Annotated in this window: 14 protein-coding genes; 6 read left to right on the top strand and 8 right to left on the bottom strand. The window is 74.9% G+C overall.

From position 1 onward, the window contains the following. Positions 1-10: 10 nt before the first annotated feature. The gene (locus tag ACFVQZ_RS25415) at positions 11-1,120 is read left to right on the top strand and encodes a DUF5925 domain-containing protein (protein WP_030494479.1); all 1,110 of its coding nucleotides are present in this window, start codon (positions 11-13) and stop codon (positions 1,118-1,120) included. 68 nt (positions 1,121-1,188) lie between these two features. On the opposite strand, the gene ACFVQZ_RS25410 is transcribed toward ACFVQZ_RS25415, so the two are convergent. Further along, positions 1,189-1,566 carry a GntR family transcriptional regulator gene (locus ACFVQZ_RS25410; RefSeq protein WP_030494480.1) on the bottom strand — a complete coding sequence of 126 codons (378 nt, stop codon included), beginning with the start codon at positions 1,564-1,566 and terminating at the stop codon, positions 1,189-1,191. Positions 1,567-1,639: 73 nt separating this feature from the next. Here ACFVQZ_RS25410 and ACFVQZ_RS25405 point away from each other — a divergent pair, with 73 nt between their 5' ends. Both ACFVQZ_RS25405 and ACFVQZ_RS25400 read left to right on the top strand, forming a co-directional pair. Then, complete coding sequence (locus ACFVQZ_RS25405) at positions 1,640-2,560, top strand: GNAT family N-acetyltransferase (protein ID WP_383626336.1); 921 nt, start codon at positions 1,640-1,642, stop codon at positions 2,558-2,560. Continuing rightward, on the top strand, positions 2,541-3,023 hold the full coding sequence (locus ACFVQZ_RS25400) for a DUF402 domain-containing protein (protein WP_383626333.1): 483 nt from the start codon (positions 2,541-2,543) through the stop codon (positions 3,021-3,023). The genes ACFVQZ_RS25405 and ACFVQZ_RS25400 overlap by 20 nt, the downstream gene beginning before the upstream one ends. Here ACFVQZ_RS25400 and ACFVQZ_RS25395 read toward each other — a convergent pair. The 4 genes from ACFVQZ_RS25395 to ACFVQZ_RS25380 form a co-directional block, all read right to left on the bottom strand. Beyond that, complete coding sequence (locus ACFVQZ_RS25395) at positions 3,020-3,442, bottom strand: DUF6299 family protein (protein ID WP_383626330.1); 423 nt, start codon at positions 3,440-3,442, stop codon at positions 3,020-3,022. The two genes, ACFVQZ_RS25400 and ACFVQZ_RS25395, sit on opposite strands and share 4 nt — an antisense overlap. A gap of 143 nt (positions 3,443-3,585) precedes the next feature. Continuing rightward, the gene (locus tag ACFVQZ_RS25390) at positions 3,586-5,079 is read right to left on the bottom strand and encodes a tripartite tricarboxylate transporter permease (protein ID WP_383626327.1); all 1,494 of its coding nucleotides are present in this window, start codon (positions 5,077-5,079) and stop codon (positions 3,586-3,588) included. Between the two features lie 3 nt (positions 5,080-5,082). Beyond that, positions 5,083-5,589, bottom strand: a complete 507-nt coding sequence (locus ACFVQZ_RS25385) for a tripartite tricarboxylate transporter TctB family protein (protein ID WP_383626324.1) — start codon at positions 5,587-5,589, stop codon at positions 5,083-5,085. Beyond that, on the bottom strand, positions 5,586-6,569 hold the full coding sequence (locus ACFVQZ_RS25380; protein ID WP_383626322.1) for a Bug family tripartite tricarboxylate transporter substrate binding protein: 984 nt from the start codon (positions 6,567-6,569) through the stop codon (positions 5,586-5,588). The genes ACFVQZ_RS25385 and ACFVQZ_RS25380 overlap by 4 nt, the downstream gene beginning before the upstream one ends. A 148-nt stretch (positions 6,570-6,717) precedes the next feature. Between ACFVQZ_RS25380 and ACFVQZ_RS25375 the strand changes: the two genes are divergently transcribed. Then, positions 6,718-7,386 carry a response regulator gene (locus ACFVQZ_RS25375; RefSeq protein WP_030494487.1) on the top strand — a complete coding sequence of 223 codons (669 nt, stop codon included), beginning with the start codon at positions 6,718-6,720 and terminating at the stop codon, positions 7,384-7,386. 169 nt (positions 7,387-7,555) lie between these two features. Beyond that, positions 7,556-8,593 carry a lytic polysaccharide monooxygenase gene (locus ACFVQZ_RS25370; protein ID WP_383626319.1) on the top strand — a complete coding sequence of 346 codons (1,038 nt, stop codon included), beginning with the start codon at positions 7,556-7,558 and terminating at the stop codon, positions 8,591-8,593. 13 nt (positions 8,594-8,606) lie between these two features. On the opposite strand, the gene ACFVQZ_RS25365 is transcribed toward ACFVQZ_RS25370, so the two are convergent. From ACFVQZ_RS25365 to ACFVQZ_RS25355, 3 genes are all read right to left on the bottom strand, one after another. Further along, the gene (locus ACFVQZ_RS25365) at positions 8,607-9,464 is read right to left on the bottom strand and encodes an alpha/beta fold hydrolase (protein WP_030494489.1); all 858 of its coding nucleotides are present in this window, start codon (positions 9,462-9,464) and stop codon (positions 8,607-8,609) included. Between the two features lie 164 nt (positions 9,465-9,628). After that, positions 9,629-10,585 carry a hypothetical protein gene (locus ACFVQZ_RS25360; protein WP_383626316.1) on the bottom strand — a complete coding sequence of 319 codons (957 nt, stop codon included), beginning with the start codon at positions 10,583-10,585 and terminating at the stop codon, positions 9,629-9,631. Continuing rightward, entirely contained in the window at positions 10,582-14,022 is a 3,441-nt protein-coding gene (locus tag ACFVQZ_RS25355; RefSeq protein WP_383626313.1) for a DNA polymerase III subunit alpha, read from the bottom strand. The genes ACFVQZ_RS25360 and ACFVQZ_RS25355 overlap by 4 nt, the downstream gene beginning before the upstream one ends. Positions 14,023-14,212: 190 nt before the next feature. Here ACFVQZ_RS25355 and ACFVQZ_RS25350 point away from each other — a divergent pair, with 190 nt between their 5' ends. Next, a complete protein-coding gene (locus ACFVQZ_RS25350) occupies positions 14,213-15,250 on the top strand; it encodes a DUF3533 domain-containing protein (RefSeq protein ID WP_383626310.1) in 1,038 nt (345 codons plus the stop codon). Positions 15,251-15,378 lie beyond the last annotated feature (128 nt).

Below are 15,378 nucleotides of genomic sequence, written 5' to 3'. Positions count from 1 at the left end.
TCATGGCGGCATGTCAGACTCCCCCGCCGTACCGTCCGGGCCGCGGCAGCCGCTGCCGGTCGTGGTCAACCTCGACGACAGCGACTCGCCGGGCGACGTGATGGACGCGCTCTTCCTCGACCGGTTCGCGACCGGGGCGCAGCCCCACTCCCACGGCGTCAGCCTGGAGCGGGTCCGGCCCGACGCGACGCTGCTGCCGCCCGGCGCCCGGGTGCTGTGGGGGTCGACGGAGGAGGACCGCAGCTCCGTGCTGGCCGAGGGCGACGGGTGGACGATCCTCTCCTCCCGCTGGAAGCGCCGCGCCGACGTGACCGTGACGGCGACCGACGCCGAGCTGGCCGCGCGGGTCCTCGCCGAGGCCACCGACGGCGCGAAGGCCGAGCCGGAGCCGGAGCCCGAGGACGTCACCATGGGCTTCTGGTACCTGGCGCCGCAGCGCGGCCCGCGCCGGATGACCCGCCGGATCAGCGCGGCCACCTGGGAGGAGGCCCGCCGCAACTACACGGCGCCGGTCGCCGAGTCGATGGACCGGCTGATGAAGCTGACGCCGGAGGACGTCACCGGGCGGCTCCTGCTGCTGCACGGCCCGCCCGGCACCGGGAAGACGTCCGCGCTGCGCACCCTCGCCCGGTCCTGGCAGGAGTGGTGCCAGGTGGACTGCGTGCTCGACCCCGAGCGGCTCTTCAACGACATCGGGTACCTGATGGACATCGCCATCGGCGAGGAGGACGGCGCCGAGAAGGAGCGGTGGCGGCTGCTGCTCCTGGAGGACTGCGACGAGCTGATCCGGGGCGGCGCCAAGGAGGCCACCGGCCAGGCGCTGTCGCGGCTGCTGAACCTGACCGACGGCCTGCTCGGCCAGGGGCGGAACGTGCTGGTGGGGCTCACCACCAACGAGGACCTGGAGCGGCTCCACCCGGCCGTCGTGCGCCCCGGCCGCTGCCTGGCGCGGATCGAGGTCGGGCCGCTCACCCGCGCCGAGTCGGTGGCGTGGCTGGGCCGGGAGGACGGGGTGCCGGCCGACGGCGCCACCCTGGCCGAGCTGTTCGCGCTGCGGCGCGGCGCCTCCCCCGCCGACCTGCCCGACCAGCGCACCCCGGCCGCCGGGCTGTATCTGTGACGGCGCGGTCCGCCGGGGGCCGGGCTCCCGGCGGACCGTCCGGTGTCATGGCGCTGCTCGGTGGTCGGTCATTCGGAGTCGTACGCGGCCCTCAGCGCGTCCCGTACGGCGGCCTCGGCCTCGTCCCGGGTGAGTCCGAGGCGGTACGCCTCCTCGGCGTACTGGGCGGCGGCCGAGGCGGCCCTGCGGCTGGCGGCGTCACCGGCCGCCGCGACGAAGGTGCCGTGCCGGCCCCGGGTCTCGATGACCCCGTCGGACTCCAGCGCCTTGTACGCCTTGGCGACCGTGTTCGCGGCGAGCCCCAGCTGCTCCGCGAGTCCCCGGACCGTCGGCAGCTTGTAGCCGACGGGCAGTCGGCCCGACCGGGCGCGTTCCGAGATCTGGGCACGCAGCTGTTCGTAGGGGGCGGTGGTGGACTGGTGGTCCACGGCGAGTGTCAGTGTCACCCACCCGATTCTGCCCTCCCCCCACGGGAAAATGGGAGGCGGCGGTGCGGCCCCGGCCGTAGCCTGCGGGCCCATGACTGTCATCGTCCGTGACGTACGGCCGGAGGACGCCGAGGGCTTCGCCCGCGTCCGGCGCGCGGCCCTTCCCTGCATGCTCGCCACCGCCGAGCAGGTGGCGTTCGACTGGGCGCACGCCCACCCCGAGGCCCACGACCGGCCGCTGGTGGCGGTGGCCGGCGACGGCGAGGTGATCGGCACCGCGCAGGTCTCCCTCGCCCACGACTCCCCCGAGCCCGGGATCGGCTGCCTCAACGTGTACGTGGACCCGGCCCGCCGGGGCAGCGGCGCGGGCGCGCTGCTGGTGCGGACGGCCGAGGAGCACCTGGCCGAGCGGGGGGCGACGGCGCTGTACAGCTGGGTGCTGGACGAGCCGGAGAACCGCCGCTTCGCGGAGCGGCGGGGGTACGCGCCGAGCCGTACCGCGCACTTCCTGCGGCTGGACCTGACGGCCGGGCTGCCGCCGCTCCGGCAGCCGCCGGCCGGGGTGGAGCTGGTGACGGCCGAGGCGTTCGCGGCGGACCCGCGGCCGCTCTTCGAGCTGGACGCGGCGACGACCGCCGACGAGCCGGGGGACGTGGCGGCGGCGCTGGACGACTACGCGCACTGGCGGGCGACCACGTGGGAGCACCCGCTGCTGGACCGGGCGCTGACGACGGTGGCGGTGGTGGACGGGGTGCCGGCCGCGTTCAGTGCCGCGCAGACGGACGGGTTCGGCCGGTACGCGTCGGGGATGACGGGGACGGCCCCGGCCTTCCGGGGGCGCGGGCTGGCGAAGCTCGCGAAGAACGCGTCGCTGCACCAGGCGCGGGCGGCGGGCTGCACGGAGGCGTTCACCGGGAACGACGCGGGGAACGGTCCGATGCTGGCGGTCAACCGGTGGTTCGGGTACGCGGTCGCGGCGACGGAGGTGCGGCATGTCCGGGCGCTCGGTTGAGGTGGCGCTGTGGAAGGCGGGGCGGCTGAAGATCCGCTATCCCGCCGAGGTGCTGGCGGAGACCGGGACGCGGATGTCGGTGCGGGCGCCGTGGGCGGCGGACGGGGTGCGGGACTTCGGGTTCGTGCGCTTCGAGCCGGGTGACGTGTTCGTCGAGCACTACTGGTCCGACCGGTGGTTCACGGTGAAGGAGGTGTGGTCGGCGGGGGGCGGGCTGAAGGGCTGGTACTGCGACATCACCCGGCCGGCCGCGTTCGGGGCGGCCGGGGTGACGGTCGAGGACCTGGACCTGGACCTGTGGGTGTCGGCGGACGGCAGCGAGGTGCTCCGGCTCGACGAGGACGAGTTCGCGGCGAGCGGTCTGGCCGTCTCCGACCCGGAGGCGGCCGAGCGGGCCGTGGCCGCCCTCGACGAGCTGGAACGGCTGGGCCGGCGGGGCCTGCGGGCCCTGGTCGCCGACTAGTTGAGGGTGACGCGGGCCTCCTCCGTGGCCAGGAAGACCGGGAGCGGGAGGCCGAGGTCGCCGTGGGGGGTGAGCTGCATCAGCGTGGCCTCGACGCGGGCCTCGCCCGGCTGGGGGGCGGGGTCCGTCACGACGGCGGTGTTCGTCCAGGTGCGGAGCAGTCCGTCGCAGACGGCGCGGGTGCCGCCGATGCCGGCGGAACGGTCCTGCTGGTGCAGGGTGGAGCTGACGAAGACCGGGCCGGCGCTGTCGTCGTGGCAGCGGTAGGTACCGGAGAGGGTGACCGAGCCGTCGGCGCCGAGGAGTCCGGCCGCGTCGACGGTGAGGCCGTCGGGGCCGGCCGCCCCTCCCGCGTGGGCGAGGGGGGCGGTGGCCGCGGCGAGGAGCGCGGTGGCGGCGAGGGTGAGTCGGACGCGCATGGGTGTCCCTTCGGAGGTGGGGGGAGACTTCGCCCGCCAGGGATACCGGATCCGGCCGCTCAATGTCCGAAACTCACTCCTTCATCGGCGCGTTGGCCGCGAGGTCACCCCGATCGTCGTACCGTCGTACGGCCCCGGGCCGGTCAGGCGGCGGTACGGCGCCGGGTCACCGCCTTCCGCAGCAGCGGCCACCCGAGCAGGAGCAGCACCAGCGCGTACACGGTCACCGCGAACGGGGTGTTCACCAGGCCGGTGACGGAGCCGTCGCTGATCTGGAGGGCGCGGCGGAGCTGCTGCTCGGCGGCCGGGCCGAGGATCACGCCGATGACGGCCGGCAGCACCGGCAGGCCGTACCGGCGCATGCCGAGGCCGAGGAGACCGACGACCAGCAGGACGACCAGGTCCAGGGCCTCGCCGCCGACCGCGTACGCGCCGACGGCGGCGAAGAAGAGGATGCCGGCGTAGAGGTACGGACGCGGGATGCGCAGCAGCTTCGCCCACACGGGCGCGAGCGGCAGGTTGAGCGCGAGCAGCAGGACCATGCCGACGAAGAGCGAGGCGATCAGGCCCCACACCAGCTCGGGCTCCCGCTCGAAGAGCAGCGGTCCGGGCTGGATGCCGTACTGCTGGAAGGCGGCGAGCATCACGGCGGCGACGGCGGTCGTCGGCAGGCCGAGCGTCAGCATGGAGACGAGGGTGCCGGCGGCGGAGGCGGAGGCGGCGGACTCGGGTCCGGCGACGCCCTCGATGGCGCCCTTGCCGAACTCGTCCCGGTGCTTCGAGAGCCGCTTCTCCGTCACGTACGACAGGAAGGTCGGGATCTCCGCGCCGCCGGCCGGGATCGCGCCGAACGGGAAGCCGATGAACGGGCCGCGCAGCCACGGCTTCCAGGTGCGCCGCACGTCCTCGCGGCCCAGCCAGGGGCGGCCCACCGGGACCGGCCGGGCGGCGGTGCGGCGCAGGTGGGCGGCGACCCACAGGGCCTCGCCGATGGCGAAGAGGCCGACCGCGACGATGACGACGTCGATGCCGTCGGCGAGCTGGAGCGAGCCGAAGGTGAGCCGCTGCTGGCCGGTGAGCTGGTCGAGGCCGACCAGGCCGAGGGTGAGGCCGATGAGCAGCGAGGCGACCCCGCGGATCCGGGAGGAGCCGAGGACCGAGGTGACCGCGATGAAGGCGAGGACCATCAGCGCGAAGTAGTCGGGGGCGCCGATGCCGACGGCGAGGGCCGCGACCGCCGGGGCGAGGGCGACCAGCAGGACCGTGCCGATCAGGCCGCCGGTGAAGTGGCCGATCGCGGCGGCGGCCAGCGCCTGCGCGCCGCGCCCGGCCCTGGCCATCGGGTGGCCTTCCATGGCGGCGACGACAGCCGCGCTCTCGCCGGGGGTGTTCAGCAGGATCGAGGTGGTGGAGCCACCGAACATGGCGCCGTAGTAGATGCCGGCGAACATGATGAACGCGCCGGTCGGTTCGAGGCCGTAGGTCACCGGCAGCAGCAGGGCGACGGCCATGGCGGGGCCGATGCCGGGCAGCACGCCGATCGCGGTGCCGAGGAGCACGCCGACGGCGGCCCACAGCAGGTTGACCGGGGTGAGGGCGGTCCCGAAGCCGTCCATCAGGGAGGTCAGGGATTCCATGGGTCAGAGCACTCCCATCAGCGGCCCGCCGGGCAGCGGAACGCCCAGCAGGCGGTCGAAGACGCCGTAGGTGAGGAGGGAGAGGACGGCCGCGATCAGCGGGTCGCGGGTCAGGTGGCGGCTGCCGAGGGCGTAGGCCGCGCCCCAGAAGAGGAGGGCGCCGGAGACCGGGAAGCCCAGCGGGCCGATGAGGACGGCGAAGCCGAGGAAGACGCCGGCGAGGAGCAGCACGGTGCGCCAGTCGGCGGGGGCGTCGAGGTCGATGTCCTCGCCGCCCTCGGCCTCGCCGCGTCCGCCGTGGAGGACGTCGAGGGCGAGCAGGACGGCGACGACGAGGAGGCCGCAGCCGACGAGGAGGGGGACGGTGGCGGGGCCGACGGGGCCGCGCGCGGAGACGTCGACGTCGAGGGTGAGGGCGTCGGTGAGGACGAGGACGCCGAGGAGCAGGAGCAGGGCGCTGACGCCCAGCTCGGAGCGGTCCTTGAGCCGGTCCTTGAGCGGGGTGGTCACAGTCCGAGCTCCTTCAGCACCGTGTCGACGCGGGCGTTCTGCTCGGTGAGGAAGGCGCCGAACTCCTCGCCGGGCAGGAAGGCGTCGGTCCAGCCGTGGGTCTTCAGGGACTCCCGCCACTGCGGCGAGGCGTGCAGCTTCGTCACGAGGGCGACGAGCCGGTCCCGCTCGGCGTCGGTGAGGCCGGGCGGGGCGACGATGCCGCGCCAGTTGGTGAACTCGGTGTCGAGGCCGGCCTCCCGGAGGGTGGGGGCGTCGAGGCCGGGGACCCGTTCGGCGCCGGTGACGGCGAGCAGCCGCAGCTCGCCGGCCTCGATCTGGTCGAGGTACTCGCCGACGCCGGAGACGCCGAAGGCGACCTTGGAGCCGAGGATGGAGGCGAGGAGTTCGCCGCCGCCGTCGAAGGGGATGTAGTTGACGTCCTTGGGCGGGATGCCGGCGGCCCGGGCCATCAGCATCGGCGCGAGGTGGTCGGGGCCGCCGGGCGAGGAGCCGCCGCCGACGGGCAGCTTCCCGGGGTTCTTCTTCCAGGCGGCGAGGAGTTCCTGGATGGTCGTGTACGGGGAGTCCTTGGCGACCACGACGATGTCCTGCTCCTCGGTGAGCCGGGCGATCGGGGTGGTGTCGGCGAGGGTCCGGGGGGTCTTGTTGGTGTGGACGGCTCCGACCACGCCGAGCCCCATCGACATGGCGATCCGGCCGTCGCCGCGCTCGCCGACGAGCCGGGTGAGGCCGACGGTGCCGCCCGCGCCGGGCAGGTTGAAGACCTCGATGTCGCCGGTGAGACCGGCCTCCTCGGCGTTCTTCGCCGCCGTGCGGGCGGTGATGTCGTAGCCGCCGCCGGGGGTGTTGGGGACCATGAAGCGCAGGCCGGGGATGTCGGTGCCGGTGCCGGAGCCGCTGCCGGGGGTGAGCAGCGGCGGCCCCACGAGCACCAGCAGCGCCGCCCCGAGCAGGGCGAAGGGGGTGCGCAGACGCACGAGGCCGCCTCTCGGTGGTTGGGGGTGGGTCCCGGGAGGGCCCGGGACGGTGAAGTGGGCCACATGTTGCCCGCGCGTGAGGAAGCTGTCGCTCTTCCGCAATCAACGGACGTTGTGGTCCTTGTGGTCGCGACCTACCGTGTCCGGCGTGACGAGGGTGCTGGTGGTCGACGACGACTTCATGGTGGCCAAGCTGCACAGCCGCTACGTGTCGGCCGTGCCGGGCTTCTCCGTCGTCGGTGTCGCGCACACCGGCGCGGAGGCGCTGCGCGCCGCGCACCGGCTGCGGCCCGATCTGCTGCTGCTCGACATCTTCCTGCCGGACATGGACGGCGTCGGGGTGCTGCGCGAGCTGCGCGGGGCCGGTCTGGCGGCGGACGCGCTCTTCATCACGGCGGCCCGGGACGCGGGCATGGTCCGGGCGGCGCTGCGGGCCGGCGCCCTGCACTATCTGATCAAGCCCTTCCACCAGGCGGCGCTGCACGAGCAGCTGCGGCACGTGGCCGCGCTGCGCAGCCGGCTGGACGGTCTGGACGAGGCGCGGCAGGAGGACGTGGACCAGATCTTCGGGACCCGTCCGCGCGGCTCCCGGGAGCTGCCGAAGGGCCTGGCGGCGCACACGGCGGAGCTGGTGGAGGGGATCCTGCGGGCCCATCCGGAGGGGCTGTCGGCGTCGGAGTGCGCGGAGGCGGGCGCGCTGTCCCGGGTCAGCGCCCGGCGCTATCTGGAGCACTTCGCCGCCACGGGCCGCGCCGAGGTGACCCTGCGCTACGGCGGGACGGGCCGGCCGGAGCGGCGGTACCGCCCGGCGGGGTGAGCGGGACCCTCGCCGGGCCCTCGGCGGGGTTCCTGAGGTGGTTCTTTCGTGTGCCTTAAAGCGGTCCTAAGAATCGCCGTCTCCCGCTGTTCCGGGGCGAGTTCGGCGGCCTTGGGGGCTAGCGTGCGGAGCACCCCCCACACCACCCTCGTCCCAGGAGTGTCCCCCCATGACGTCTCGTCGTACGGTCGCGGTCGCCGGCACCGCGCTGGTCCTCGCCGCCTTCTCCGGCGCCCCCGCCTTCGCGCACGGTTCGATGACGGACCCGGTGAGCCGGGTCGCGGCCTGTTACGCGGAGGGGCCCGAGTCGCCGGACTCGGCGGCGTGCCGGGCGGCGGTGGCGGCGAGCGGGCCGCAGGCGTTCTACGACTGGAACGCGGTGAACATCGCGGCCGCCGCCGGCCGGCACCGGGCGCTGATCCCGGACGGGAAGCTGTGCAGCGCCGGCAACGACAAGTACCGGGGCCTGGACCTGGCCCGGGCGGACTGGCCGGCCTCGCCGCTGGCGGCCGGGAAGCACACCTTCCGCTACAAGGGCACGGCGCCGCACAAGGGCACCTTCTCGCTGTACGTGACGCGGGACGGCTACGACCCGGCGAAGCCGCTGACCTGGGCGGACCTGGAGGAGAAGCCGTTCCTGACGGTGACCGACCCGCGGATGGAGGGCGGCGACTACGTCTTCGAGGGGGCGGTGCCGGAGAGGTCGGGCCGTCACATGGTCTACTCGATCTGGCAGCGGTCCGACTCCCCCGAGGCGTTCTACACCTGCTCCGACGTGGTCTTCGGCGGCGAGGGCGGGTCGGGCGGCGGCGGTGCCGCGCCGTCCGCGTCCGCGCCGACGGACACGCAGATCGAGGAGGGCGCGGAGGAGTCCTCGGTCGAGCACGGCGGGCACGGGGACCACGACGCGTCGACCGGCGCGGGGGCCACCGCGGCGGCGCCCGAGCCGGCCGCCGAGACGGCCCCGGCCACCGCCGCGGCCCCGTCCGCCGAGCCGGCCGCGGCGACGCCGACGGAGCCCGCCGCGGCGGCGACGCCGTCGGTGACCGCGTCCGCCGCCCCGGCCCCGGCCCCCGCCGGGGGGTCGGTGGAGCTGGCCGAGACCGGCGGGTCCTCCGTCACCCCGTACCTCGCGCTCGGCGGGGCCGGCGTGCTGGCGGCCGGCGCGGCGGTGCTGTTCCGCACGACCCGGCGCCGGGCCCGCTGAGCGGCGGGCGGGCCTAGCCGATCACCGACAGGCAGGTGGTCGGGGTGGCGTGGGCCGGGTCGAGGGCGTTGGCCACCTCGTGGAAGGCGACCCGGTCCACCGTGCCGATGGCCACGTGCTCGGAGAGGTCGAGGGCGCACTTGTCCTGGAGGAGGACGTTGGTGACGTCCGGCCCCGAGAGGAACTGCGAGCGGTACGGGGTGACCACCTGGTCGTACCGGGTCGCGATGACGTGGTAGCGGACGCCGGGCACGGTGTCGCCGCCCTCGTTGAGCCGGGTGAGGAAGGCGGAGCCGGCGATCTGGTCGGCGAGGCCCGGGGTGGTCTCCTTGAGCAGGTCCTCGGCGCCGGGGAAGTACGGCAGCAGCTTGGTGAGGCCGAGCAGAGTGGTGCCGTGGTTGTCGGGGGCGAGACCGACGAGCGCGTTCACCTTCTCGGCCCCGCCGAGGAACTTGAGGTACCAGCGGGGCATCATGCCGCCCTGCGAGTGGCCGACGAGGTCGGCCTCGGGGGCGCCGGTGGCGGCGAGGACCCGGTCGACGAAGGCGTCGAGCTGGCCGGCGGACCGCTCGATGGGGCCGAGGCCGTGGAAGAAGGGCACGTTCGGCAGCTGCCCGTAGTCGAGCGAGTAGACGCAGTAGCCCCGGTTCACCAGGTAGGGGGCGAGGCCGAGCCAGTTGTCGACGGAGTTCCCGAAGGTTCCGTGGACGAGGACGACCGGGCGGGGGTGGGCGGCGGAGGGCTTGCAGGTCCAGTCGTTCCAGCCGCGGCTCGGTGCGGCGGCGTGGGCGGCGGCGGTGGGGGCGAGCACGGCGGCGACGGTCAGGAGCAGGACGGACAGCGCTCTGGCGAGGGGTTTCCAGGGCAGCATCGGGCGATCTCCTTGCGGCTCATGGGAGTGGGGGTGGGTGCCCTGCGGTCCGGACCACAAGTGGGGATGCTCTTCGGCCACGGTACGTACGGGTGTTACCCGCTGGGAAGTTACGCGTCGGTAAAAACTGGCGTGTCGTCAGCCAGCGCTCGGACGGCGGGCGTTCAGGCCGCGAGGGAGCCCGGCAGGATCGCCCGGGGCCCGAACTTCGCGCGGGCCCGGTCGGCCACCGCCTCGATCCGCCGCGCCTTCTCGTCCGCCGGGTCGAAGGTGAGCTGGTGCGCGGCCCGTTCGGCGGGCCCCAGGCCCTCGGCGCGCAGCGCGACGCCCCGCACCCGGGCCCGCTGGAGGCCGAGGGAGTCGTGGAGCGCGTACGCGAGGGCGGTGAGCGCGGCGGTGTGGGCGGTCGGTTCGGGCAGGGTGCGGCTCCGGGTGGTGGTGCTGCGGTCGGCGTACCGCACGGTGAGCGCGAGGGACCGGCAGACCTGGGCGTCGGTCCGCAGCCGGGCGCCCAGTTCGGTGGCGAGCGAGAGCAGGGCGCGGCGCTGGGCGGCGCGGTCGGTCTCGTCGTACGGGAAGGAGCGCTCGGCGGCCAGCGAGCGGGCGGCGGCGTTCGGGACGACGGGGGTGCGGTCGATGCCCTGGGCGCGTTCCCACAAGTCGCGGCCGGTCTTGGCGCCGACGAGGCGCTGGAGCACGGCGAGCGGGGCGCCGGCGACCCGGCCGACCGAGTCGAGCCCGTAGCCGCAGAGGGTGCGGGCGGTGGCGCGGCCGACGCCGTCGAGGGCGGCGACGGGGCGGTCGCGCAGGAAGGCCGCCGGGTCGTCGACGGTCAGGGTGCGGCCGGGCCGGGCCTCGCGGGCGGCCATCCGGGCCAGCATCGGGTTGGGTCCGGCGCCGATGACGCAGTCGGCGCCGTGGAGGGCGAGGGCGCGGACGCGGATCACGGCGGCGAGTTCGGCGGGGGTGCGGTCGAAGTAGCGCAGCGCGCCGCGCACGTCGGCGAGCGCCTCGTGGGGCGGGGCGGCCTCGACGACGGGGGTGAACTCGCCGAGCAGGTCGATCAGCCGGGGGAAGAGCGCTTCCGGCGTCTCCGGGCGGAACCGTACGCAGAGGATCATCCGGCGCTCCCGGGGCTGCTGTGCCAGAGCTTCCGCGCGGGGGTGGCGGCGCCCTCGCCGGCGGGTTTGAGGTCGGCCCAGGGGTTCATCTCGTAGCCGGTGGCCATGCGGATGCGGCGGCCGGTGTCGCCGCGTTCCGCGGGGGCGGCCGTCTCTTCGGCGAGCCGTTCCGCCACGGCGTCCAGGCCGCCGGTGGCGCGGAGTCCGGCGAGGTCGGCGAGGTTCCAGGCGGCGGTGCCGACGACGCTGACGCTGCGCGGGCCGCGCCGCTGCACCACGCCCCTGACCAGGAGCAGCCAGGAGTGGAAGACGGTGTGGGCGCAGCGCTCGTGGGCGTCGTCGAAGAAGGCGAGGTCGACCAGGCCGGTGCCGTCGTCGAGGGTGGTGAAGATGACGCGCTTGCCGGAGCGGATGGGCGGGGTCTGGGTGGCGGCCTTGGCGCCGGCGACGAGGACGGTCCGGCCGTGGGGTGCGGAGCGCAGCCGTTCGGCGGAGACGGCGCCGAGTTCGGCGAGGAAGGCGTGGTGGTCGCCCATGAGGTGGCGGGAGGCGTCCATGCCGAGGACGCCGAGCTCGGCGCTGAGGCGCTCCGACTCGTCGAGGTCCGGCAGGCCGACGGGCGCGGTCTTGCGGCCCTGGGCGAGCGGCAGCTGGCCGCCGTAGGAGGCGGCGCCGCGCTGGGTGCGGTGGAGTTCGGTGAGGTGCAGCAGGAGGTCGCGGCGGTTGGCGCCGAAGGCGTCGAGGGCGCCGACCTGGGCGAGGCGTTCGGCGACGGGTTTGCCGGGGCGGGCCCGTTCCCAGAAGTCGAGGAGGGAGGCGTAGGGCTGTCCGGCCGCGATGCGGGCGGATTCGGCCTCGCTGATGCCGTGGACGTCGGTGAGGCCGAGCCGGAGCCCCCACACCGCCGGCTCGTCGGACACCAGTTCGATACGGTGGGCGACGGCCGACCGGTTCACGTCCAGCGGCAGCACCGGCACCCCGCGCCGCCGGGCGTCGGCGAGCAGCAGCCGCTTGGGGTACATCCCGGGGTCGTGGGTGAGCAGCCCGGCGTAGAAGGCGGCCGGGTGGTGGGCCTTGAGCCAGGCCGACTGGTAGGTGGGCACGGCGAAGGCCACCGCGTGCGCCTTGCAGAAGCCGTACGAGCCGAACGCCTCGACGATCTCCCAGGTGCGGGCGACGACCTCGTCCGCGTACCCCTGCCGCTTCGCCAGCTGGGCGAACCACGCCTTGATCCGGCCCTGCGACTCGGGGTGCGAGAGGCCGCGCCGCACCTGGTCGGCCTCGGCCCGGTCGCAGCCGGTCATGATCCGGACGATCTCGATGACCTGCTCGTGGAAGACGACCACACCGTACGTCTCCTTCAGGGACTCCTCCAGGTCGGGGTGGGGGTAGCGGACGGGGGCGCGGCCGTGCCGGGCCTCGATGAAGGGGCGGACCATGTCGGCGGCGACCGGGCCGGGCCGGAAGAGCGAGATGTCGACGACGAGGTCGTGGAAGGTCTCGGGCTGGAGCCGGCCGACCAGGTCGCGCTGGCCGGGGGACTCGATCTGGAAGCAGCCGAGGGTCTCGGTGGAGCGGATCAGGGCGTACGTGTCGGGGTCGCCGTCCGGGACCGCGTCGATGTCGGGCCGGGCGCCGGTGGCCCGTTCGACCTCGGCGACGGCGTGGGCCATCGCGGACTGCATGCGCACGCCGAGCACGTCGAGCTTGAGCAGGCCGAGCTCCTCCACGTCGTCCTTGTCGAACGGGGACATGGGGAAGCCCTCGCCGCTGGTGGGCACGACGGGGGTGCGGGTGAGCAGCGAGGCGTCCGAGAGGAGCACGCCGCAGGGGTGCATGGCGATGCCGCGCGGGAGGGCGTCGAGGGCTTCGACCAGTTCCCAGAGGCGGCCGTACTTCTCGCGTTCGCCCGCGAGCGCGCGCAGTTCGGGGAGTTCGTCGAGGGCGGCGCGGGCGTCCCGGGCGCGGATGTGCGGGAACGCCTTGGCGATCCGGTCGGTCTCGGCCGGGTCCAGGGAGAGGGCGGCGCCGACGTCCCGGACGGCGTGGCGGACCCGGTAGGTCTCGGGCATGGCGACGGTGGCGACCCGTTCGGCGCCGAAGCGGCCGATGATCGCGCGGTAGACCTCCAGGCGGCGGGCGGACTCGACGTCGATGTCGATGTCGGGCAGGGCGGTGCGGCGCTTGGAGAGGAAGCGCTCCATGAGCAGGCCGTGCTCGACGGGGTCGGCGTGGGCGATGCCGAGGAGGTGGTTGACGAGGGAGCCGGCGCCGGAGCCGCGGGCGGCCACCCGGATCCCCATCCGCTTCACGTCGTCGACGACCTGGGCGACCGTCAGGAAGTAACTGGCGAAGCCGTGGTGGGCGATGATGTCGAGCTCGCGGTGCATCCGGTCCCAGTAGGCGCCCCGCTTGTCGTACCCCTTGAGGACCATGCCGGCGGCGGCCCGGGAGGCGAGGACGCGCTGGGCGGTGCGGTGCGCGGCGCCGACGAGGTGCGGTTCGGGGAAGTGGGCGGAGCCGATGCCGAGGTCGTCCTCGGGGTCGACCAGGCACGCGGCGGCGGCCTCGGCGGTCCGGTCGAGCAGCCGGCGGGCGGCGTCGGGGCGGAAGCCGGCGGCCTGGACGATCCGCTCGGCGGCGGCGGTCATCGCGGCGGCGTCCTTGAGCCACGCCTCGCCGCTGTCGAGGCCCTTGCGGGGGTCGATCGGGACGAGCCGGCGGGCGGCGTCGAGGACGTCGGCGACCGGGCCCTGGCCGGCGTCGGCGTAGCGGACGGCGTTGGTGAGGACGGGCGGGACGCCCTGTTCGGCGGCGAAGCCGACGGTGCGGGCGGCGAGCCGCAGGGAGCCGGGGCCGGTGCCGGGGCGTCCGTGGTCGACGGCGGCGAGGCGGAGGGCGTCGCCGTACCGCTCGCGCCAGGGGGCGAGCAGCCGGGCGGCCCGGTCGGGGCGGCCGGCGGCGAGGGCGCGGCCGACGTCGGAGTCGGGGCCGAGCAGGACGAGGAGGTCCTCGCCGGGGTCGGCGGAGGCGGGCAGCAGGGGGCGGCCCTCCCCGGCGCGGGCGTGGGCGGCGGTGACGAGGGCGCAGAGGGAGGCCCAGCCGGTCCGGGAGCGGGCGAGGAAGACGGCCCGGGGCGCGGACTCGTCGACGAAGGCGCCGCCGCGCACGGGGACCCGGCGGGCGAAGGTGGGTCCGCCGGCGGGGCCGGCCGGGGTCAGGGGTTCGTGGGCGAGGTCGACGCCGAAGAGCGGGCGGATGCCGTGCTTCTCGCACGCCTTGGCGAAGCGGACGGCGCCGCCGAGGCTGTCGCGGTCGGTGAGGGCGAGGGCGTCCATGCCCCGTTCGGCGGCGCGGGCGGCGAGGTCGCCGGGGTGGGAGGCGCCGTACCGGAGGGAGTGTCCCGAGGCGGTGTGCAGGTGGGTGAAGCCCGTCATGGCGCACCTCCCGCGTTCCTGCTCCGGCGGTGCGTCCCCGCACCGGTATTCGTACAGACGTTCCCACCCCCGCACACCACCCTAGCTCATTTCGAACGCGCGTACGATAACCCGCGCAGGGCCCCTCCCCGTCAGCCGTTCGGCCCCCTCCCACCTGCGGAAACGCTTCCTCTCCCGGAACCTGGGGGGCATGAGTCTCGTCGACGAACTGAAAAGCGCCGTCACCCCCCGAGCCGCCCTGCTCGTCGTCGGGGTCTTCGCCCTCCAGCTCCTCTTCATCACCTCGTACGTCGGGGCCCTCCACAACCCGAAGCCCTCCGACGTGCCGTTCGGCGTGGCCGCGCCCCCGCAGGTGGCCGCCCCGCTCCTGGACCGGCTGGAGAAGCTGCCCGGCGACCCGCTCGACCCGCGGACGGTCGCCGACGCGGACGAGGCCCGGGACAAGATCATGAACCGGGAGATCGACGGCGCCCTGGTGGTGGACCCGGCGGGCCGCACCGACACCCTGCTCGTCGCCTCCGGCGGCGGCACCGTGCTCTCCTCCGCCCTGGAGAAGATCTTCACCCAGGTGGAGGCGGCCCAGCAGCGGGAGGTGCGGACGGTCGACGTGGCCCCCGCCTCCCGGCAGGACTTCGACGGGCTCTCGGCCTTCTACCTGGTGGTCGGCTGGTGCGTCGGCGGCTACATCTGCGCCGCGATCCTCGCCATCAGCGCCGGCTCCCGCCCCGCCAACCGCGAGCGGGCGGTCATCCGCCTCGGCGTCCTCGCCGTCTACTCGATCCTCGGCGGTCTCGGCGGCGCGGTCATCGTGGGCCCGGTCCTGGGCGCCCTGCCCGGCTCCGTCGCCGCCCTGTGGGGCCTCGGCACCCTGGTCGTCTTCGCCGTCGGCGCCGCCACCCTGGCGCTCCAGTCGGTCTTCGGGATCGTCGGCATCGGCCTGGCGATCCTGCTCGTGGTCGTCCTCGGCAACCCGAGCGCGGGCGGCGCCTTCCCCGCGCCGATGCTGCCGCCGTTCTGGAAGGCGATCGGCCCGGCCCTGCCGCCGGGCGCGGGCACCTGGGCGGCGCGCTCGATCGCGTACTTCAAGGGCAACGACATGACCGCCTCCATGCTGGTGCTGTCCGCCTGGGCGGTGGCCGGCGCGGCGGTCACGCTGGTGCTGTCCTCGCTGAAGCGGAAGCCGGAGGGCGAGCCGATCGCCACCGAGCTCGACGACGTCAAGCGCTGACCCCGGCCGGACGTGAGGAGGCCCCCCCCCCCGCCCCCCCCCCCCCCCCCCCCCCCCTGAGGAATCAAAAGAAGTCATGAAACACAGCGAAGAGAGGTGAGTAATGTGGGGGGGGGGTGTTATAAATA

The sequence above is a fragment of the Streptomyces sp. NPDC057854 genome (genome assembly GCF_042797055.1).
GTDB lineage: Bacteria > Actinomycetota > Actinomycetes > Streptomycetales > Streptomycetaceae > Streptomyces.
This window is presented reverse-complemented; position numbering and strand designations above follow the sequence as displayed.